Raw genomic sequence first — 20,086 nt, 5'->3', positions numbered from 1 at the left:
TCTATGTCCGGGGTGAATGCAGTTTTTATAATGGGGGCTGTTATTCGATCGTTTTAAGCTTTGTTTACATGCCTGGCATTTCTTTTATGGCGGATACTTCGAGGTTCCGTAATTTTCATTACAAATGTCAGGGATTTTTTTAATAAAGAGAATCAAACCAAGTATGATTTTCAAACCCTGGTAGTTCTGATGGCATTTGGGGTGGTGCCGGTGATCCTTTTAAAATAGTTATTAAAATAGGTGGGATATTCAAACCCCAGACCATAGGCGATATCTGCCACACTCCAGTTGGTATGTTGAAGCAAAGCCCTGGCTTCGGCGGTAATTCTCTCGGCAATGAGTACGGAAGTCGGTTTGCCGGTGACGGCCTTCACTGTACGGTTCAGGTAGTTGGTATGTACAGAGAGGGAGTTGGCAAAATCCTGTGCAGTGCGTAGTCTGAGCGGTTCTGCAGGGTTGTCGATGGGAAACTGCCTTTCCAGCAATTCTAAAAAAGACCGGGTGACGCGGGCAGCGGCATTGTGTTCCCGCAGGTCCAGGTTGGCAGGTTGGATCTGTAGGGCTTCGTGAATGATGAGTTCAATACAGTTGCGGAACAATTCATCTCTGTGCTCATAATCACTATTATATACGGTGAGCATTTTCCTGTAAATGCTGGACAAAAATGCGACCTGTTCCTTGTTTAGTAGCAGCACCGGAGATTCGGATGATCTGAATAGCGGTGAATGCTGCACCAGGTCAGTCAGTTCCCTGCCGGCGATGAAATCTTCCGTGAATACGCAGGCATAGCCTGATCTTTCAAGGGAACGGGGGATGATCGTATGATGGACATTCGGATTCGCGAAGAAAAGGTAGGTACCATCTATCTCCATTGTTTTATCTCCGAATTTCAGGATGAAATCCCCCGTTACCATCACTATTTTATAATAATCCCTTCTGGCGTGCACTTCGGCGGCCGGTACGATGCCGGATACTTCATGTACTTTAAAACCTTTAGATTTTAAGTCTGCGCCAATACAGGTACTGATTCTTGTTGCCATTGGGCAAAGTTAAGAAAATCAAACCTTTTATTGGCCAGCTCCTAATGTGCTGTAATTGATAGGAATCCATAGATAGCCATTGGCTTGTGACCTCACATGACCGATGCCAGGGAAAGAGATGTGATCAGCGGCCAACCAGTAGCCTTTAGCAGCCGCATCTTTAAATGTTTTGATTCTTTGTATAGCAGCGTTTTTTTCATCTACATCAAAGTTGATCGTAACGGCAGGGTCTGGGAATTGTACGCTGGCGGCATGTATCATATCGCCGATGAATAACATCTTTTCGCCTTTGCTTTCTAATGCATAGAAGGTGTGGCCGGGTGTATGTCCATGAGCATCGATGGGGGTAATACCCGGGAAGAGTGGGATACCATATTCAAAGGTTTTTACTTTACCGGCTTTTAAGTAAGGGCCTACTTTGTCTTCAGCTTCTTTGAACCATCTGGCTAAGCGGGGTGTCTTGTTTTTCTCATTCATCCAGAAATCTACTTCTGGTTTACTGATGTAAATGGTGGCATTTGGAAAGACCATTTTGCCATCTAGCATGAGTCCACCGGTGTGATCGGTGTGAATGTGTGTGACTAATATCGCGTCTATCTGTTCAGGTGCGATGCCTATTTTGCGCAGGCTCTCCGGCAGGTGGCCTAGTGTGGGGCCATACAATTCAGCCGCGCCTGCATCGATGAGGATGTTTTTGCCGTTGATTTTTAAAAGGTAGGCATTGACAGAGGCTTCTTCGGTAGGTGTTTGATAACTGAGTGTCGTTAAACTATCGATTTCCTGATGCGAGACATTGGTGAGGATATCGTGCAGGTGGATAGGCACAGTGCCGTCTGATAATGCAGTCACTTCGTAGTCGCCGAGTTGAATGCGGTAATAACCGGGTTGGTTTAATTGTGCAATGGCTTGTTGTGCACTGGGGTATTGCGGAATGACTTTTTGTGCAATGGCTTGTTGAGAATTTGTTTGTTGTGAATGTGCATGTTGCGAAATTGCCAGGAATAAAATAAAAAGAATTTGTTTCATCTTGATTGTTTTGAGGGCAAAATTCACGGTATATGTCGTTGGAGTCAAGTACGCAGTTGATTATGACATACGCATAAAATTATGCGTATGTCGGGTTATTGACAGGTGGTGTATCTTTGTGATATGTACGAGCGTAAAATACCAAAGGACCTCGATTGCGGGATGGCCATGACGATGGAGATCATTGGCAATAAGTGGAAGCCTTGTTTGCTGTATGGTATTTACAAGGGTATTAACCGGCCCGGGCAATTGCAGCAGCAAAATCCAAAGGCATCCAGGCAAGTATTGAATCAGCAATTGAAAGAATTGGAGGCACATGGCATCATCCGGAAAGTGGTGTATGCGCAGTTGCCTCCAAAGGTGGAATATTTTCTTACTGAATTGGGTGAGACATTGATTCCTGTATTGGAAGCAATGACTGCGTGGGGGAATTCTTTTATTGTAAAGGAGGAAATATTGCCTATTGAATAGGAAGAAATATTACCTCTTGTAGGGGAAGATACATTACCTATTGTAAAGGAGGAAAGATTGCCGGTTCACCCTTAGGGATTTCCCTGATTTCCACGCTACCCCCATATTTTAATATTGGACAGGATTGGGCCAGTACCATTGCCTCATCTATATTTTCTGCACGTAGCAGGATGCTACTTACCTGCCTTAGATTTTCTTTTGATGTTTCCTGTTGAGCGATCACTTTGCTTTCTCCCGGATAGGCAAAGCTGGTGATGTAATGACCGGATGCTTTCCAGTCAGCAATGGCTTTTTCCCATTGGGGATTGACGGCTTTGGCTTGTTCTGTAGTGTAAGTAAGCGGTACTTTGACGAGTACGACAAAAGCTTTCATGTGTTGTGTGTTTTGTGCGGTGCCGGCGAAGAGCAGCAATGCGATGAGTAAATGTTTCATGTAGCAAAGATGCGCTGGTATCAAACCGGGAAATAGTAAAAAATCATTGATTTTAACATTGGGGTAAATGATTCGTTGTTATTATCTCTGGGAATAGTACAAAATCATTGATTTTACCATTGAGGTAAATGATTCGCTGGTATCATCTCTGGGAATAGTGAAAAAACATTGATTTTACCATTGAGATAAATGATTCGCTGTTATCCTCTCAGAGGAATAGTACAAAATCATTGATTTTACCATTGAGGAGGTGTGTTGAAAAAGCTGGATGGCGTGAGACCGGTGAATTGCTTGAAGGCTTTGTTAAAGTGTGCCTGGTCAAAATAGCCGGCTTCGAGGGCGAGGTGGGTGAAGTCTTTAGAAGAATAGTTTTTAACGATGGATTGCATACGTACAAGGCTTGCAAATTGTTTTGGAGTAGTCCCGATCACTTTTCTGAAACGTTTTTCAAATGCATCCTGACTAATATAAAGGGAGGAGGCGAGTTGGGTGATATTTAAATTGCCCTGTTGCTGTTTGATCGCATTAGTAGCTGCTAATATTAACTGATCGGGTGTGCGGTGTTTGAGTTGTTGCAGCAGGAAATTTTCTACGATGGCGATGTAGTCTGTGCCTTCGCCCAGTTGATCCTCCAGGAAGGCGATGTCTAACAGGTTATCCAGTGAGATACTTTCATTGAAGAATTCATGTGCAGGGATGTCGAAAAAAGCATTGATCCCTCCTTCTTTGAATAATATCAGCAGGTTGGAAGTACCTGCATGATATTGAATGAGGCGGGGTGTTTTTCTCAGTCCAGAGAGCAAATAACCAGGCAGTGGTTCATTTTGGGAAGAGATATGACCTTTTAATCGCAGTGCCAATACAGGTACGGTGCCCGGTAGTACCCTATTGACAATGAGTACCTCACTATCGATGATGCGGTAGCCATCGATGTAGGGTTGTAGAGAAGGGGACGGTATGTAGTTGTGAATATTGATACTGAAAGTTAAAATATTTTCCAGATTTTTTGTAGCAGCAAGCTATACAGCAATAATAAGCAAACAATGAGAACCATTTATACCTGTAATGAGTGTGGGAGATAGCAGGCGTGGCATTAATATATGATTGAAAAAGACGTGCTTATTGCGCACGTCTTTTTTCTTCTTCACTTGCGGTGTTTCTGTTTCTGGCGGCTTTGATGTCTTTGCCCAGGCGGAAGGAGAAACTCAATGTAGCCAGTCTCGATTCATTCTTATGATAGAAGGTACTTTGCTGATCAAGATAATTGATGCTAACCCGGTAAGTGAATGCATTGAAAATATCATTGGCGGTGAGGCGGATGGTACCTTTACCTTTCAGCACATTTGCTTTTACACCCAGGTCTACTTCGCTCAATCCCTTACTGCGATAGATATTCTGGATGCCGGGGCCAATGTATTGAGCTGTTACTTCAGCAGCGATACCATTCTTTTTATCGATGGTGAAAGTTTGATTCAACCGGCCATCGTAAGAGAACATTTTGATGTTGTAGTGACCTTGCAGGTAAGCCGATTTTTCCTGTGTGAAGTAGCCACCTGCTTCTGCATTTACATCCCACCAGCTGGCCGGATGAAAGGAGGCGGAGATACGCAGACCGCTATTGATACTTGCCCCCAGGTTTTGATGGGTGATGTAGTAGGTCTTGGTCGCGTTGTCCTGTACCGTTACGTTGGTAAATATATTGCTGGTAGAAGTGTAGTTCGCAGTAAGGGTGTAGTTTTCTTTGTAGGTGTAGGCCAATTCAACATTGTGCGTAAAGGCCGGTTGCAGGGCAGGATTGCCTACATAGTAATTGTAAGGAGATGAATAATGTCTGGCAGGGTTCATGCGGGCGTATTCGGGTCTGTCTATACGGTAGCTGTAGGTGAGCTGGAATTGGTTATATTGTAAGTATAGGGTGGGAAACAGTTTGAAGTAGCTACGTTTGTTTAAAGAATCCAGTGTGATGGAGTAGCCACGGGTGTTCGTGTATTCAGCTCTTAAGCCACCTTGTACAGTTAATTTGTTGAAAGTGCCGGAGATACTGGTGTATAATGCGGAGGTGTTTTCTGTGTACCTGAAATGATTGCTTTTGTCTGGCATGAGTACATCACTTTCTATGAAGGTGAATTTGTTGTCGCTTTCAATGCTACTGTATTTGAAACCGGTGGTAAGGTTCCATTTATTGAGTGTGTAGACGTAATCTGCCTTGCCGGAAAGAATGTTGATATGTTGTGTAGTTGGTGTGTAAATGCGATAATCATTATCGGTGTTTACATGTGCATAACTGCTGGTAGCGTATGGGGCGTAATCCAGGTCTACATTTAAACTACGTTTACCACTATCCATTTTCAGGCTATAGTTGATATTGTAGGTATAGCCACTGCCATATTTTTTATCGGTAGAGTTGGTTTGCAGGGTGGAATCAAGGGTAGATTTGTCAGCACTGTAAATATGGGTAGGGATGTTGCCATTACTATGACCAGCGCGGTTATTGCCGGTCACGAGCACACCCAGTATCTGGTTGTCAGTAAGTTGGTAGTCTACACCGAGACGGTAGTTGTGGCTATTGGATTCCAGTACCGTGTGGTCGTTGGTGGCCCAGTAAGAATCGCCAAAATTGATATAGGTTCTGTTATCCATGTAGGTATGTTTATGGCCGTAACCATAGTTGCCATAGACATTCAATTTATCCTTGCGGTAGTTGAAAGTAGCGCTGCCATTGTACGAGCCGTATATCCCCTGTATATAGTTGCCATTGAGGGCGAGGTTGATGCCTTGTTTCTTTACTTTTTTAGTGACGATATTGATGATAGATCCACCCTGGGCTTCGAAGCTGGCGGGGGGATTGGTAAGGACTTCGATTTTGGTAATCGTAGAAGAAGGGAGGCCCTGCAGGTAATTCACCAGGTCATCGCCGGAGAGGTGAAGCGGTTTACCATCCATGTATACCTGCACGTCTTTGCGGTAAGCGGAGATGGAATTGTCAGAGTTGACAGTAACCCCGGGGGCTTTGGTCAGGGCTTCCCAGGAGGTGCCGCCGCTGGCGATGATACTGTTTTCTACATTGAAGACCACGCGATCTGTCTGCCGCTCGATGAGTGGTTTGGCTGCGGAGACGGTGATGCCTTGTAGTTGTTTTTGATCAGGCTGTAGGATGATATGGATAGAATCGGCAGGGAGTTGTAACTCTTTAGTATAAGATTGATAACCCATGGATGTAGCGGTAAGGGTGTAGGGCGCATTGGATATACCATTTGGACCTTTGATGCCTTTTACGTCTTTTAGTGCGAAATGGCCCAGATCGGTGATGGCGGTGGCGATATATTTGTTTTGCTGGCTGAGGGTAATGGTAACCCCATCGAGCGGGTGACCTTCGGTATCGGTGACAGTGCCATTGATATTGGACTGGGCGATTGCAAAAATCGGCATAAAGGTCAGGAGTAGTATGGAGATCGTTTTCATGAAACAAACGTACTCCGATGTGATATTAAGGCCGGTTAAACTAGGTTAAATAAGGTTAAATCGTATTTTCGGGAGGGTAAAGTCCCCATCTTTGTAGCATGAAATGGTTTTCTAAAAAGTATGCATATCCTTTGGTGATAGTGGCGATGATCGTCAGTGTCATATTGCAGGTGGCGTGGTTGAGCCAGTTGTACAGTTCGCAGAAGGTACAGGTAAAGCGTGACCTGGACCAGGTGGTGAATAATGTGGTGAGGAGTAGTAATTTCCTGAGCTTATTGCCGGGGAATGAGGGGAATGAAAACTTTTTGAGCTTTTTTCAGTCGCCGGAGTGGTTGCAATTTAAAGAGGCGTATAGCAGGATGAGAGGGCATAAGGTGATGAGCCGGTTTGATTCGGATTTGACGGGGGATAGTTCAATAGTAGATATCAGTATCAGGATACCGAATAAGAAATATGAGCGGAAGAAGCATAAGATACAGCGTATTTTTGAACATGGAGAAACGGAGGAAGGGCAATTGGTTTTAGATTCAGTAGAGTATAACCGGTTGGATAGTTTGGTAGATCAGGAGTTGTTGAAGAATCATCTTAGGGTAAAGTACTTCGTGGTGAAGTATGATTGGGAGAGTGGGGTAATTTTAAATCATCATACGGCTGCAGAGGTTCGGAAGGCGGATTATCATAGTGAGCCGTATAGTTACAATATCCGGTTGTATAATAATTTTCAGTTGGTGGTGCCTTCATTGAGGGGGATTGTGTTTTATCAGATGCGGTATTATTTATTGTCTTCGTTTTTGATGTTGTTATTGACGGGGGCTGCGTTTTACTTTGTGTTTAGATTGTTGAAGCATCAGCATATATATGCGCAGGCGAGGATTGCATTTACGAGCAATATGACGCATGAGTTGAAAACGCCGGTGGCGGTGATGGAGGCAGCATTAGATGCAATTACGAGGTATCAGCTGACGGCGGATCCGGAGAAGTTGTTGCAGTATATCAATATCAGTAAGACGGAGTTGCACCGGCTCAATATGATGATAGAGAAGGTATTGAATTTAGATGAGGTGGATAGTGGGGAGACGCGGTTACGGTCGGAGTTGTATGATGTGCAGCAGGGATTGGAGCAGGTGGTGACATCGATGCAGTTGCAGAATAAGTCAGCAGGCATACATTATCATCCTTCGGAGGAGCCTTGTTTTTTAGATGGGGATCCGGTGCATTTGACGAATGTGTTTTATAATTTGATAGATAATGCGCTGAAGTATGGGGGGAAGGATGTGCGGGTGGATGTAAGTTGTGCGTGTACAGAAAAGCATATTGTAATCAGTGTGAAGGATAATGGGCCGGGGATATCTAAGATCTATCATGAGAGGATATTTGAGCGGTTTTTTAGGGTGCAGGATAATGTGGATGTGCATAATGTGAAGGGGTCCGGGTTGGGGTTGAATTATGTAAAGCAGATAGTGGAGAGGCATGGCGGGAAGATCCGTGTAGTGAGTGAGTTGGGGAAGGGGAGTGAATTTATCATAGAATTACCTGTTTATAATGAAGTATAAAGTATTGTATGCAGAAGATGAGCTGACCTTGGCGCAAATCATTAGTGATGGTTTGGGGCAGAGTGGGTATGAGGTGGTGTTGGCGACGGATGGGAGTCAGGCGTTGGAATTATTTAGGAGTGCCCCGCCGGATATTTGTGTGTTGGATGTGATGATGCCGGTAAAGGATGGGTATACATTGGCGGAGGATATCAGGAAGTTGGATGCGGGGGTGCCGATTATATTTTTGAGTGCGAAGTCATTGCCGGAGGATGTGATTAAGGGGTTTAAGAGTGGGGGGAATGATTATTTGCGGAAGCCGTTTAATATGGGGGAGTTATTGATCAGGATGGAGTCATTGTTGAGTAGATTCGGGGGGCGGCAGCAAGTTGAGTCTGTGTATGTGTTTGGTAGTTGTAAGCTGGATCCGGTGACGCAGGAGTTGGAGACATCTGTGGCGAGGTATACGTTGTCTTATAAGGAGGCGGCGTTGTTGGAGTTGTTGTTGCAGCATAAGAATACGTTGGTGCCAAGGCAGGTGCCTTTGTTGAAGATATGGGGGGATGATACGTATTATAATGCGAGGAGTATGGATGTGTTTATGAGTCATTTGAGGAAGATGTTGAAGGGGGAGCCGGGGGTGCAGTTGATGAGTATTAGAGGGGCGGGGTATAAGTTGATTGTTTAAAATTTTGCTGGAAGAATTATTTTTATCCAATTGTTTTTTTAGGATTGAGTAGAAGGAAAAATATTTTTTTATGCGTTAGTAATGTTGTTACCTTGCGTATACGAAAGACGCAACCAGATTAACCATTGTTTCACTTTTTAGTGCCCAGTTTTTATATGGACAATACCATTGTTATTTGTTCCAATCCTGAAATACGAAGTATATTAATTCCACTGCTTCAGAAGGTATTTCAGGTGTCATTGGAGATTGCAGAAGATTTATTTGATACTCATTTGAAAAGACATATTGATCGGCTGAAGAAGTCGATATGGTTTTTAATTGAGTCGCCTTATGTGGATAAGGTGTATAGGAGTAGTTATTATGCTCATTTTTCTTCGAAGAAGGGTGAGCATGGAAGGGATTGTATTCGGTTGTCGCTATTTGAGGGGGAGATTGTAGCGGGGAATTTCAGGAGTAGCGAGGGGGTGAAGAGGATAACGAAGCAATATATGGGGTTTATGGTGGTCAGGCCAATTGTACCGGGGATATTGGGGCGATCGGTGGTGGCGAAGGAGGCGTTGAAGGCGTGTGATTTTGTGGCTTTATAGTAAAATAACACACTTTATCGTTCCTTTTCATCCGGAAATGCACCTTAGCGCAAAAGAAGCCAAAATCAAATTTAAGACTATACTTTGCACGCCTGAGCTGAATATCGCACTGCATTCATCATTATTTATCCGGATGTTTTTAACATCCAGTGATTCATTTAGAGATCATCTGGCAAAAGATCCTTCTATTCCAAAACCATCAAAGGATGCTTTGTTAAAGAAGGTTATGCCGAGCTTTATTTGGGTGGGAGAGTTATCCACCAAAGAATTGATAAAACAAAGAAAAGGAATGGGGTTGTTTGTCTTTGATGCGACAGATCTGGATGCGTTATCATACACACATTCATTTATAGCCGGTCTGTTTCAGGATAGGTTTCTTTATATGGATTATCCAACCAGGCAATTAAAGTATTCAGATAAGTCGTTTACTACATTCAATTTATTCACTAACAATTTAAATGGTTTTTAATATGGCTGAATTTATTTCAGGTTTTGAAGAAATGATAGAAGAAGATAAAAGAGAAGGTAAACATCACGTGATAGGTTATATAGGTAAAGTAGACCTGACCTTTGAAGAAGCACTTGCTGTCCGTCTGAAATATTTTGCAAGCAGCGTGAGGATAGAAAAATCCCCGGCGCCTCCCATCAAGTGCCGTTAAAACTTCCTCATCAAACCAAAGGCGGCTCACCGAGCCGCCTTTGGTTTATTCACTATTCAGGCGGCAAAATAATGTAAACTAAAAAAAGCCTGCTGATAACCATCAGCAGGCCCTTGTATGTATAACTTTAATCTTATTTCGTCAATGCCCATTCCGGACGGATATAATGACAAGTATATCCATTTGGATGTTTCTGTAAATAATCCTGATGCTCCTCTTCTGCATCCCAGAAATCACCCGCAGGTACCACCTCTGTTACGATCGGATTAGGATAGATCTTTGCTGCATCCAGTTCTTTTATCAGCGCTTCAGCTGTTTCCTGCTGTGCTGCATCCAGGTAAAAGATAGCAGACCGGTAAGACATACCTATATCATTCCCCTGGCGATTCCGGGTAGTCGGATTATGAATCTTGAAAAAGAATTCCAGCAACTGGCGATAAGAAATCACCTCAGGATTGAATTCTATTTTGATGCCCTCTGCATGGGAGCCATGATTCCGATATGTCGCATTTGGCACATCACCACCCGTATAACCCACATGCGTATTGATTACACCCGGTAATTCACGGATGAGCTCTTCTACACCCCAAAAACAACCACCAGCAAGTATTGCAGTTTGATTAGCCATGTTATCTACTTTTATTACTGATAAATATCATCTTTTATGCCAAAGGGAAATATACAGTCATTTTAGCAGTTAAAGGGCACACGCTGTCAAAAACGGTGATCATTCGTCAGATAATTTATATATATTGCCACCGGATTGTTTAAATTTTAACCCTGATGTTCGTAATTGTCAACATTAAACAAGCGGGACGTAAACATACCATTCTTGAAAAACAAAAAATAGAGCTGGATGACATTGGAACCCAACCTACAGTGAAGGAGCTGATCACTGCCGTGGTCAAACAACAGGTACATGCATACAATACTAAAAAAACGGGAACAAATGCATTGCCATACCTGACCAGTGAACAAATGGAGGGACAAGCTGCCAATGGCAAGATCGGTTTTGGAAGCAATTACAATGAAGAAAAAGCAGATCTGACAAAAGCGCAGGAAACAGCACTACTGGCGTTTGAAGATGGAATGTATGCCATATTTGCCAACTATCCTTTCCTGCAAACTATGTATAACCGTGTGAGAGAACACCTGCTGGATATTGAATTGAAACGTGGTGACTCTGCTACGCCTGTATCTGCTTTTGTTACTGAAATAGAAAGACTGGAAGGTATCCATCGTTTTGCTCAGATACTGGCTGGCCTGGGAAAAGACTCCCTGCATAAAGGATACATTTATTCTGCTGATCATAAAAATAAACAACAGCTATTTAGTTCGCTGCTTAAAAAATGTTATCCATCTGCTACTGATACGCAGGCGCAATTTAATGAGGCTATGAAAGCTATCAGTGTAAAAGAAGAACGATTGATAGAGGCAGCGGTGTATGCGCCACAATGGCAACAGCTGGTAAGTGGTTGTCTGAACTGGAAGGGATTGGATACCGCTATCTGGTGGTTGCATGTGCATACTAAGTCGGATGCCTATTCAGCGAAGAATGCGGATTTTGAAAGTGCTGTTGCATTGTATACCTCTATCGAATTACAGGACTTTAAAGATGGTGCGGTGGATAAAGATTGGTTCCAGCAGGCGTACAAGGAAATAGGTAAAGACCGTTGGCAGAAAGTATATAATGCTGCAAAATACATCAGTGATGGAAATGGTCATCGCAGGGCGCGTTTGTATGCCGATGTGATCACTGGTGATCTGAAGATTAAAGAGGTGACACAAAAGGTGAAAGAGAAAAGAGACCAGGATTACCTGCGTATGTATGGATTGATTCCGTTGAGCAAGGCAAACCCACAAAAGGATATACTTGGCAGATATGAATACATCCAGCAATTCAAAAAGGAAAGTAAACAGTTTGGTGCGCAGAAGCAAACCAGCGAAGGCATTGCAATCCGTATTGCGATGGAGAACCTGGCAAGGAATGCAGGATATGCTGATCCGATGCGCTTAAGCTGGGCCATGGAAACCAAACAGGTGCAGAATATCCTTTCTAAAGAAACACAGGTGCAGTATGATGATGTGTTGATAGGTCTGATCATTGAAGAGGATGGTGAAGCAGATGTAGTCGCTTTTAGAGGGGATAAAAAACTGGCTGCTGTACCGGCGAAATACAAGAAGGACAAGAAAGTACTGGAACTACAGGAGTTTAAGAAAACACTGAAGGAGCAATTCCGTCGTTCCCGCAAATCACTGGAAGAAGCTATGGCAAGAGGCGATGGTTTTGAAGCGGCGGAGCTGGCTAATTTGTTTAGTCATCCAGTGATCGCGAAGCATTTGGAAAAGCTGGTGTTTGTGACGGATACAGGTCATGGTTTCTGGAAGGATAATAGGTTGGTATCAGCAAAAGGTGAGCAGTTTGCAATAAAGCCGGATGCATTGGTACGCATAGCGCACTGTACAGATCTTTATGCCTGTGGCAGCTGGGGCGATTACCAGCATTATTGTTTTGAACAGCGCTTACAACAACCTTTCAAACAAATTTTCCGTGAGCTATATACCCCATTGGCCGAAGAGCTGGAAGAGAAATCTATCTCCCGCCGTTATGCCGGGCACCAGGTACAGCCAGCGAAGACGGTGGCATTGCTGAAGTCAAGAGGCTGGAAAGTAGATCATGAAGAAGGTTTGCAGAAGGCATTCCACAAAGAGGGTTTTGTGGTGAAGATGTACGCACAGGCGAACTGGTTCTCTCCTGCGGAAGTAGAATCGCCGGTGTTGGAACAGGTGATCTTCCATGACCTGAAGACATATAAGAATGTAGCTTTCAAAGACATCGATCCCCGCATTTTCAGTGAGGTCATGCGTGATATAGACCTGGTGGTAAGTGTGGCGCATGTAGGTGGGGTAGATCCGGAGGCGAGCCATTCAACTATCGAAATGAGGGCGGTGTTGCTGACAGAGACGGCACGGTTATTTAAACTGGACAACGTGCAGGTAATCGGTAATCACGCCAAAATTAAGGGGCAATACGGCGAATACAGCGTACACCTGGGCAGTGCCATTGTACACATGATGCCTGGAAGGTACCTGTCTGTATTGCCGGTGCATTCTCAGCAAAGAGGGAGGTTGTTCCTGCCATTTGTAGACGACGATCCGAAGTCGGCCGAAGTAATGTCCAAGGTATTGTTGCTCGCAAGGGACAAAGAGATCCAGGATCCGACCATTATCCAGCAATTAACATTTTGATTATGTGTGACTTAGGGTTGGGTGAGGTCAGCCCTGGGGCGATGAACATCATCACAAATGAATGTAGCCTATTGCTGAAATAATATACATCTTATCTGAAATTATATACATCCTGAGTTGTACCTTTGCTGGTACATGAAAAGGGTAACCGCAATATGTTTATTACTGCTTTACTCCCTGACACTAGTTGGTCTGGGTGTAAAGCAGTTTTATTGTTGTGGTAAACTGGCGGAAGTGTCTCTTGGACTGGCCAGTGCTGATGGGCATCATTGTGAGATGGATCAGCAACACAAGGGTTGTTGTGAAACGACATTTAAGACCCTGAAGGTAGAGGATAGTCATTTCTCTGCTGCAGCTATGAATGTGCCCGCTACTTTCTTCTTTACGCTGTTGAATGTACAGCTCAAATCATGGATTGTTACACCTGTTATAGATCTGCCTTACTCCTTTAATTATGGTAATGGGCCACCACTATATAGTATTATCCCCAGTTATATTCTGAACTGTATTTATAGAGTTTGATACCCCCGTGTTTGTCTAAATAACCAACAGTAATTTTTCCCTTTTAATTTAGATTTATATGTATAAGCTTATTATGCTAATAGGTTTCCTATTATGCTATATCAATAACCTATCCGCACAAAAACACACATCCATATCTGTATCCGGCGTTTGTGACCAATGTCAGCATAGAATTGAAACTGCTGCAAAGGGCAATGGGGTGAATATGGCGCACTGGGATGTAGCGACTAAAACCCTGCATTTGGAATATGATACCACTCAGACTAATTTGAATACTATTGAAGAGAGGATTCTGAAAGTAGGGCATGATGTGGGTAGCAGGAAGGCCAGTGACAAGACTTACAAGGCATTGCCGGGGTGTTGTCAGTATAGGAAGGCAGGTGCAGAACATGAGGTGACGACACCGGTATCAGGCGGTCAGCAGAGTACGACACCAGTATCCGGCGCTCAGCAAACTATGCCACCGGTAACTGCCGCTCACCAGGCTACGATCCCGGTATCCGGCGCTTGTGAACAATGCCAGCAAAGAATTGAGACTGCTGCAAAGGGTAATGGGGTGAGTATGGCGCATTGGGATGTAGCGACTAAAACTTTGCAAATTGAATATGATCCTTCACAGACTAATTTGAATACCATTGAAGAGCGTATACTGAAAGTAGGGCATGATGTGGATAACAGGAAGGCCAGTGCAAAGGCTTACAATGCATTACCAGAGTGTTGTCATTACAGGGTGAATGAGCAGCAGTTGAAAGAATTTACAGTGAATTCAAGGGTGAAGACGACGCAAATATCTTCGCTGGCTACAGCAAGGACAGAAATAGTAACGAGTAAAGAATTGTTGAAAGCAGCTTGTTGTAACCTGAGTGAGAGTTTTGAAACCAATCCATCAGTAGATGTATCTTATAATGATGCGATCACGGGTTCCAAGCAGATACAGTTATTAGGGCTGAGTGGGAATTATACACAGTTGACAGTGGAAAACCTGCCTGGTCCAAGAGGGTTGGCTACGCCACTGGGATTGAATTCAATTGCGGGTCCGTGGGTAGAATCTATCCAGCTGACCAAAGGGATTGGTTCTGTAGCGAATGGGTATGAAAGCATAGCCGGACAGATCAATGTGGAGTTAAAGAAACCTGAGAGCAGTGAACAATTATATGCCAATGTGTATGTGAATGACTTTGGCAAGACGGATGTGAATGTAAATCTGGCGCAAAAGATCAATTCAAAATGGTCAGTTGGTTTGTTATTGCATGACGACTTCCTGGCGAATAAGAAAGTAGATTTCACCAAGGATGGTTTTAGAGATGTGCCAACGGGCAATCTGTTCAGTGCTGTGAACAGGTGGAAGTATGATAATGGCAAAGGGTTCATAACCATCTTTGGTGTGAAGGTGTTGAAAGATGAAAAAAAGGGAGGACAGATCGATTATAAATCCGGTTCTTCATTGTATGGACTGGGGATCAACACTGACAGGTATGAAGCGTTTGCAAAGATTGGGTATACCTTTCCGGCAAAGCCTTACAAAAGTGTGGGTTTGCAGTTAGCCGGAATTAGTCATACGCAAAATTCCTTCTTTGGATTGACGAAGTATGATGGTGATCAGAAGAGTGTATATGCGAACCTGATCTATCAATCTATTATTGGTAGTACAATCCATAAATTCAGAACAGGTTTCAGCTTTTTGAATGATGATTATAATGAGTCATACAATGCGCTGAAGTATAAAAGAACGGAAGTGGTACCGGGGGCATTTTTTGAATACACTTTTGCGCCGGTGGAGAAATTCAGTGTGGTAGCTGGTTTGCGTGGAGATAATAACAGCCTGTTTGGTTTTTTTCTGACACCCCGTATCCATGTGAGATATGAGCCTATTCCGGGTACAACAGTACGTGTAAGTGGGGGTAGAGGTCAGCGAACAGCGAATATACTGGCGGAGAATATGAGTGTGATGGCGAGTGCGAGAACGTTACAGATCTTAGGGGCGACAGATGGAAAGGCGTATGGATTGAATCCGGAAGTAGCGTGGAATAAAGGGGTGAGTATAGATCAGAGACTAACGTTATTTGGTCGTGATGCGATGGTGAGTGTGGATTATTTCAGGAATGATTTTAATAGCCAGGTGGTAGTAGATGTAGAAAACCCTACGGAGGTGAAGTTTTATAACCTGGATGGGAAGTCTTATTCCAATAGTATGCAGGCGGAGATAACAGCAGAGCCGTTGCCTAAGCTGGATGTGCGGGTAGCTTACCGTTATTTTGATGTAAAGACGACTTATAGTGGTACCTTAAAACAGCGACCGCTGACAGCTAAGCATCGTGTATTTGCAAATCTGGCCTATGGGGTGAAGACCTGGAAATTTGATTATACAGTGAATTACAATGGGCCAAAGCGTATACCAATGACGGCGGTGAGTCCGGAGGCGTATTCTCAGAGTTATGTGACGATGAATGCACAGGTGAGTAAGACATTTGCGAAGAAACTGGATATTTATGTCGGGGCAGAGAACCTGACTAATTTTTACCAGAAGGATCCGGTGATCAATGCGGGGCAGCCGTTTAGTGCTGGTTTTGATGCGAGTATGGTGTGGGGACCGGTGATTGGAAGAATGTTTTACGGAGGACTGAGATATAAAATTTAATGATTGAATAATGGGGGCATAGGTTGCTAAAATTATTTATATAATTTGGCGCTGTAAAACCTAGCCCCCATTACTACATGAAGAAGAAAATCATTTATAAGGACGAGCATTCGCACAAATTTTGGGACATTGAGATTAACCTAACCAGCCTGACTGTAATATTTAGAAAATACGGCACAACGGGACAAGCTCATACAAAATTATTTACTACAGTAGAAGCCTGTATCAAGGCAGCAAAAAAACTGATTGCAGAAAAGACAAAGAAGGGTTATCAGCCTGTGGTAGAAGACCTGCCTCCCAAAGAGTTATACAATGATTTAATAGCAGCAGCCAGTTTGCTGGAAGCGCAGTTTCCTGATAAGGTGGAGATTGTACCTGTTTCGGCGGAGAACATCAAAGAGATGGAAGTGGCTGTGGGGTGAGGGTGATTTACATGTGGATAAAGATCTGGATAGTGCAGGGGGGGATAGTGGGGTGCTTTGAGGTATCAGCGGAGGTTATGTTCTGAAAGTAAGCGGGGCAGCAGCTGTTTGTTTTTTGAAATAATTAGAGAAGTGAGATACTTCATCAAAGCCTAATACATATGCAATATCAGCAACACTCCAGCTAGTTTGCTTCAGCAGGATCTTAGCTTCCTCTACCAGGCGTTTGCTGATGAGTTCTGAAGTAGTACGACCTGTAGATTCTTTCAATACTTTATTCAGGTGGTTTACATGTACAGCCAACCGGTCTGCGTATTCTTTTGGGGTACGCAGATTTAGTCTTTGTTCAGGCGATTCCAGTGGGAACTGTCTTTCCAGTAGTTCCAGGAACAACATCGAAATACGTTGAGAGGCGTTTTGTGTGGTATTGAGCGCTGTGAGTGGTTGTAACTTCTGACCATAATGGATAAGCTCCATAACGAGGTTACGGAGCAAGTCGAATTTGAATTTGTAATCTGAAGCCAGCTCTTTCTGCATCTTTTTAAAGATATAGGCTACTTCGTGGGCTTCATCTTCACTTAAATGAAATAATGGCACATGGCCGGGTTGGAATAATGGTAGTTCTTCCAATACGACACCTGATTTGCGGGGCATGAGAAAATCCGCTGTAAAGATGCAAAAGAGGCCATGCTGGTTGCTATCGGCAGGGACCCAGTGATAAGGTATCTTTGGAGTGGCGAAGAGGAGGGCGTTTTGTTCCACTTCGATCACTTTGTCAGCATATTCTGCGCGGCTTTTGCCATTAAGCCAGCTGATCTTATAGTAAGCTCTGCGGCTGTAGGGCATGATGCGGTTACCTGTGGCTTTGTCAAAGAGTTTTTGGGGATCAAAGACATTGAAGTGCCCGGTATCCTTTGTAATGCCGGCAGGAAAGGTGGCGGCATTACGTTTGTAAAAGTCTTCGAGAGAGGTATTGGTAAGCATATAATAAAGGTAGTAATTAGTTAAATGTTTGCCGTACACAGTACGGCAGACATTTTTATTATACAAGCATCCCGCCGGAAGCTTCTATTCTTTGTCCATTCACCCACCGAGCATCCTCTGTACACAGGAAAGCTATTGCGCCACCGATATCTTCTGCAGTTCCTACTCTGCCTAAGGCAGTAACCCCGGCGACTGTTTTTTGTGTATCTGCACTGTTTCGCAGGTGTGCACCGCCGAAATCGGTCATAGTAGCACCTGGTGCGACTACATTTGCCCTGATGCCTCTGCTGCCAAGTTCTTTTGCGAGGTAGCGGGTGAAGGTTTCAACCGCACTTTTGAAAGATGCATAAACAGAAGATCCAGGGAATGATACACGTGTCAGGCCAGATGAGATATTTACGATACCACCACCGTCATTCAGAAGCGGGAGGAGTTTTTGTGTTAAGAAATACACGCCTTTGTAGTGAACATTCAGCAGGTCGTCGAAGAAGGCTTCGGTGACTTCGGTAATGGCGCTGTATCCACCCTGACCAGCGTTGTTGATCAGGTAATCGAAGTGGTCTGTACCGAAGTGGGTAGTTAAGGTGTTTTTTAGCTGTGTGGCGAAGTCTTCGAAGGTGCTGATCATGCCGGTGTTTAGTTGAAGAGTAGCGGCTTTTTGACCTTTTGCTTCGATTGCAGAGACTACGGATTGTGCATCTTCGATGCGGGTATTGTAAGTGATGATGATATCCAGTCCTTTATCAGCAAGGTTTAAAGCTGAGTCGCGGCCTATGCCGCGGCTGCCGCCGGTGATGAGTGCTATTTTGTTTGCCATTGTTTGTAATGTTTACAGCAAAGTTAACGGCGGATGGGCGGGTGGTGTTTAAAGGAATCAATCTGTTTTTTGCAAAAATCAAATCATTCTGGAAAATGATTTGATTTTTGCTTCAGTTATTGGAGGTAGAATTAAATAGTTTTTTGAGAATGGTCTGAATGTAACAGCAGTTCATGGCATTCATTCACTCATTTCCTGGGAATGGCCTGGATGCAGCAGCCGTTCATGGTATTCATTCAATCATTTCCTGAGAATGGCTTTGATACAGCAGCAGTCAGTACTATTTCTTGTGAATACTATACAACCTGCCCCCATCTGTAATCGCATACAAAGCTCCATCTTTCCCTTCAGTAATATCCCGGAATCGCTGTTGCTCATCAGCCAGCAACCTTTCCTCTCCTACTACTTTATTATCTTTAATCACCAAACGGGCAATGTGCATACCACTCAGTGCGCCAATGAAGAGGTTATTTTTCCACTCAGGAATCGCGCTGCCGGAATAGAAAGTAATACCACTTGGACTGATCACCGGATCGTAATAATAAACGGGTTGTTCCAGACCAGCTTTCTGCTGAATACCTTCGCCTACTTTTTCACCAGAATATTCAATACCGTACGTGATCGTTGCCCAACCATAGTTTTTACCTGGTTCGATGCGGTTTACTTCATCCCCGCCACGTGGACCAAATTCAGTTTCCCACAGATCGCCGGTTTCAGGATGGAAAGCTAATCCCTGTACATTCCTATGTCCATAGCTCCATATTTCCGCACGTTTATCAGTCTGACCGGCAAATGGATTGCCTTCTACAGCCTGACCATCTTTCGTTATGTGTAAAACTTTGCCAAGGGCGGAATTCAGTTGTTGAGCCTGTGGTCTGGTCTGAAGGTCAGAGCGCTCACCGGTGCTGATGAAGAGGTTACCGTTTTTATCAAAAACGATTCTACCGCCATAGTGGAGGGTGCCATTGTAGGCAGGTGTCGCTTTGTAAATAACGGTGGCACCTTCGATGGTTTTTTCATCGGCGGAGAGTTTGCCTTTGGCTACGGCGGTCAGGTTACCTTCTGGCAGTGGATCAGAAAATACCCAGTACACCATTCTGTTTTTGCTGAAATCAGGGTCTACCCGGATGCCTAAGAGACCTCCCTGGCCAGCAGAATTCACAGCTGGCAGACCAGTGATGGGAGCGCTGAGTTCACCGGTGGTGGTGGCTATGCGGAGATCGCCTTTTTTCTCTGTGATGAGGAAACGGCCATCTGGTAGTTGGGTGATGCCCCATGGATTCTCGAGTCCGGTAGTAAGGACTTTGAATTCGTAAGGGATTTGGGTTTTTACACCACCAATACGGGTTTGGCCTTTGAAGGCGGGTTTGTAATCGGAATTGGGTGCTTTGGTTTCCACAGGTGCGAGGAGGCTGTCGGTACCTGTACTGTCAGTTGGGTTATTGACATGCTCGCCAACTGAAGAGGAGCACGACACAAAGGTAAAAGCCAGTAGAGTCGCACAGAGTTGAATAGGTCTGATCATATTGATGGAATTTAAGTATGAAGTGTAGCAA

Annotated in this window: 19 protein-coding genes; 10 read left to right on the top strand and 9 right to left on the bottom strand. The window is 44.0% G+C overall.

What is annotated here, in order from left to right; all coding sequences use genetic code 11:
* Nucleotides 1-170: 170 nt before the first annotated feature.
* Entirely contained in the window at nucleotides 171-1,040 is an 870-nt protein-coding gene (locus tag SIO70_RS01495) for a helix-turn-helix transcriptional regulator (protein WP_320578802.1), read from the bottom strand.
* Nucleotides 1,041-1,067: 27 nt separating this feature from the next.
* A complete protein-coding gene (locus SIO70_RS01490; protein WP_320578800.1) occupies nucleotides 1,068-2,066 on the bottom strand; it encodes an MBL fold metallo-hydrolase in 999 nt (332 codons plus the stop codon).
* 123 nt (nucleotides 2,067-2,189) lie between these two features.
* Between SIO70_RS01490 and SIO70_RS01485 the strand changes: the two genes are divergently transcribed.
* Nucleotides 2,190-2,537, top strand: a complete 348-nt coding sequence (locus tag SIO70_RS01485; protein ID WP_320578798.1) for a helix-turn-helix domain-containing protein — start codon at nucleotides 2,190-2,192, stop codon at nucleotides 2,535-2,537.
* Nucleotides 2,538-2,574: 37 nt separating this feature from the next.
* Here SIO70_RS01485 and SIO70_RS01480 read toward each other — a convergent pair whose 3' ends face one another.
* From SIO70_RS01480 to SIO70_RS01470, 3 genes are all read right to left on the bottom strand, one after another.
* Nucleotides 2,575-2,970: a hypothetical protein gene (locus SIO70_RS01480; protein ID WP_320578796.1), complete on the bottom strand. Its 396-nt coding sequence runs from the start codon at nucleotides 2,968-2,970 to the stop codon at nucleotides 2,575-2,577.
* 236 nt (nucleotides 2,971-3,206) lie between these two features.
* Entirely contained in the window at nucleotides 3,207-3,884 is a 678-nt protein-coding gene (locus tag SIO70_RS01475) for a helix-turn-helix transcriptional regulator (protein WP_320582079.1), read from the bottom strand.
* 205 nt (nucleotides 3,885-4,089) lie between these two features.
* Nucleotides 4,090-6,432, bottom strand: a complete 2,343-nt coding sequence (locus SIO70_RS01470; RefSeq protein WP_320578794.1) for an outer membrane beta-barrel family protein — start codon at nucleotides 6,430-6,432, stop codon at nucleotides 4,090-4,092.
* A 98-nt stretch (nucleotides 6,433-6,530) separates the two neighbouring features.
* Here SIO70_RS01470 and SIO70_RS01465 point away from each other — a divergent pair, with 98 nt between their 5' ends.
* The 5 genes from SIO70_RS01465 (at nucleotide 6,531) to SIO70_RS01445 (ending at nucleotide 9,898) form a co-directional block, all read left to right on the top strand.
* On the top strand, nucleotides 6,531-7,985 hold the full coding sequence (locus SIO70_RS01465; protein WP_320578793.1) for a HAMP domain-containing sensor histidine kinase: 1,455 nt from the start codon (nucleotides 6,531-6,533) through the stop codon (nucleotides 7,983-7,985).
* Nucleotides 7,975-8,652: a response regulator transcription factor gene (locus SIO70_RS01460; protein WP_320578790.1), complete on the top strand. Its 678-nt coding sequence runs from the start codon at nucleotides 7,975-7,977 to the stop codon at nucleotides 8,650-8,652. The genes SIO70_RS01465 and SIO70_RS01460 overlap by 11 nt, the downstream gene beginning before the upstream one ends.
* 272 nt (nucleotides 8,653-8,924) lie before the next feature.
* Entirely contained in the window at nucleotides 8,925-9,239 is a 315-nt protein-coding gene (locus tag SIO70_RS01455; RefSeq protein ID WP_320578788.1) for a hypothetical protein, read from the top strand.
* Complete coding sequence (locus SIO70_RS01450) at nucleotides 9,226-9,708, top strand: hypothetical protein (protein ID WP_320578786.1); 483 nt, start codon at nucleotides 9,226-9,228, stop codon at nucleotides 9,706-9,708. The genes SIO70_RS01455 and SIO70_RS01450 overlap by 14 nt, the downstream gene beginning before the upstream one ends.
* A 1-nt stretch (nucleotide 9,709) precedes the next feature.
* Nucleotides 9,710-9,898 (top strand): hypothetical protein, encoded by a 189-nt coding sequence (locus SIO70_RS01445; RefSeq protein ID WP_320578784.1) that lies wholly within the window; start codon nucleotides 9,710-9,712, stop codon nucleotides 9,896-9,898.
* 133 nt (nucleotides 9,899-10,031) lie between these two features.
* On the opposite strand, the gene msrA is transcribed toward SIO70_RS01445, so the two are convergent.
* Complete coding sequence (gene msrA, locus SIO70_RS01440) at nucleotides 10,032-10,526, bottom strand: peptide-methionine (S)-S-oxide reductase MsrA (protein WP_320578782.1); 495 nt, start codon at nucleotides 10,524-10,526, stop codon at nucleotides 10,032-10,034.
* 155 nt (nucleotides 10,527-10,681) lie between these two features.
* Between msrA and SIO70_RS01435 the strand changes: the two genes are divergently transcribed.
* The 4 genes from SIO70_RS01435 to SIO70_RS01420 all read left to right on the top strand — a co-directional run bounded on the left by SIO70_RS01435 (nucleotide 10,682) and on the right by SIO70_RS01420 (nucleotide 16,729).
* Nucleotides 10,682-13,147, top strand: a complete 2,466-nt coding sequence (locus tag SIO70_RS01435) for a DUF4132 domain-containing protein (protein ID WP_320578780.1) — start codon at nucleotides 10,682-10,684, stop codon at nucleotides 13,145-13,147.
* Nucleotides 13,148-13,282: 135 nt separating this feature from the next.
* Nucleotides 13,283-13,669, top strand: coding sequence for an HYC_CC_PP family protein (locus SIO70_RS01430; RefSeq protein WP_320578778.1), 387 nt, complete (start codon nucleotides 13,283-13,285; stop codon nucleotides 13,667-13,669).
* A 58-nt stretch (nucleotides 13,670-13,727) separates the two neighbouring features.
* Nucleotides 13,728-16,307 (top strand): TonB-dependent receptor domain-containing protein, encoded by a 2,580-nt coding sequence (locus SIO70_RS01425; RefSeq protein WP_320578776.1) that lies wholly within the window; start codon nucleotides 13,728-13,730, stop codon nucleotides 16,305-16,307.
* A gap of 77 nt (nucleotides 16,308-16,384) precedes the next feature.
* A complete protein-coding gene (locus SIO70_RS01420) occupies nucleotides 16,385-16,729 on the top strand; it encodes a WGR domain-containing protein (protein ID WP_320578775.1) in 345 nt (114 codons plus the stop codon).
* Nucleotides 16,730-16,804: 75 nt separating this feature from the next.
* On the opposite strand, the gene SIO70_RS01415 is transcribed toward SIO70_RS01420, so the two are convergent.
* From SIO70_RS01415 to SIO70_RS01405, 3 genes are all read right to left on the bottom strand, one after another.
* Nucleotides 16,805-17,713 (bottom strand): helix-turn-helix transcriptional regulator, encoded by a 909-nt coding sequence (locus tag SIO70_RS01415; protein ID WP_320578774.1) that lies wholly within the window; start codon nucleotides 17,711-17,713, stop codon nucleotides 16,805-16,807.
* A gap of 58 nt (nucleotides 17,714-17,771) precedes the next feature.
* Nucleotides 17,772-18,530 (bottom strand): SDR family NAD(P)-dependent oxidoreductase, encoded by a 759-nt coding sequence (locus tag SIO70_RS01410; protein ID WP_320578773.1) that lies wholly within the window; start codon nucleotides 18,528-18,530, stop codon nucleotides 17,772-17,774.
* Between the two features lie 280 nt (nucleotides 18,531-18,810).
* Complete coding sequence (locus SIO70_RS01405) at nucleotides 18,811-20,055, bottom strand: PQQ-dependent sugar dehydrogenase (protein WP_320578771.1); 1,245 nt, start codon at nucleotides 20,053-20,055, stop codon at nucleotides 18,811-18,813.
* Nucleotides 20,056-20,086: the final 31 nt, after the last annotated feature.

It is taken from the genome of Chitinophaga sancti, assembly GCF_034087045.1.
GTDB classification, from domain to species: domain Bacteria; phylum Bacteroidota; class Bacteroidia; order Chitinophagales; family Chitinophagaceae; genus Chitinophaga; species Chitinophaga sancti_B.
This window is presented reverse-complemented; position numbering and strand designations above follow the sequence as displayed.

What these genes read in the sequence shown, in the direction of transcription:
- SIO70_RS01495 (WP_320578802.1), bottom strand. Translation starts at nt 1,040, where the DNA reads ATGGCAACAAGAATCAGTACCTGTATTGGCGCAGACTTAAAATCTAAA.
- SIO70_RS01490 (WP_320578800.1), bottom strand. Translation starts at nt 2,066, where the DNA reads ATGAAACAAATTCTTTTTATTTTATTCCTGGCAATTTCGCAACATGCA.
- SIO70_RS01485 (WP_320578798.1), top strand. Translation starts at nt 2,190, where the DNA reads ATGTACGAGCGTAAAATACCAAAGGACCTCGATTGCGGGATGGCCATG.
- SIO70_RS01480 (WP_320578796.1), bottom strand. Translation starts at nt 2,970, where the DNA reads ATGAAACATTTACTCATCGCATTGCTGCTCTTCGCCGGCACCGCACAA.
- SIO70_RS01470 (WP_320578794.1), bottom strand. Translation starts at nt 6,432, where the DNA reads ATGAAAACGATCTCCATACTACTCCTGACCTTTATGCCGATTTTTGCA.
- SIO70_RS01465 (WP_320578793.1), top strand. Translation starts at nt 6,531, where the DNA reads ATGAAATGGTTTTCTAAAAAGTATGCATATCCTTTGGTGATAGTGGCG.
- SIO70_RS01460 (WP_320578790.1), top strand. Translation starts at nt 7,975, where the DNA reads ATGAAGTATAAAGTATTGTATGCAGAAGATGAGCTGACCTTGGCGCAA.
- SIO70_RS01445 (WP_320578784.1), top strand. Translation starts at nt 9,710, where the DNA reads ATGGCTGAATTTATTTCAGGTTTTGAAGAAATGATAGAAGAAGATAAA.
- msrA (WP_320578782.1), bottom strand. Translation starts at nt 10,526, where the DNA reads ATGGCTAATCAAACTGCAATACTTGCTGGTGGTTGTTTTTGGGGTGTA.
- SIO70_RS01435 (WP_320578780.1), top strand. Translation starts at nt 10,682, where the DNA reads ATGTTCGTAATTGTCAACATTAAACAAGCGGGACGTAAACATACCATT.
- SIO70_RS01430 (WP_320578778.1), top strand. Translation starts at nt 13,283, where the DNA reads ATGAAAAGGGTAACCGCAATATGTTTATTACTGCTTTACTCCCTGACA.
- SIO70_RS01425 (WP_320578776.1), top strand. Translation starts at nt 13,728, where the DNA reads ATGTATAAGCTTATTATGCTAATAGGTTTCCTATTATGCTATATCAAT.
- SIO70_RS01420 (WP_320578775.1), top strand. Translation starts at nt 16,385, where the DNA reads ATGAAGAAGAAAATCATTTATAAGGACGAGCATTCGCACAAATTTTGG.
- SIO70_RS01415 (WP_320578774.1), bottom strand. Translation starts at nt 17,713, where the DNA reads ATGCTTACCAATACCTCTCTCGAAGACTTTTACAAACGTAATGCCGCC.
- SIO70_RS01410 (WP_320578773.1), bottom strand. Translation starts at nt 18,530, where the DNA reads ATGGCAAACAAAATAGCACTCATCACCGGCGGCAGCCGCGGCATAGGC.
- SIO70_RS01405 (WP_320578771.1), bottom strand. Translation starts at nt 20,055, where the DNA reads ATGATCAGACCTATTCAACTCTGTGCGACTCTACTGGCTTTTACCTTT.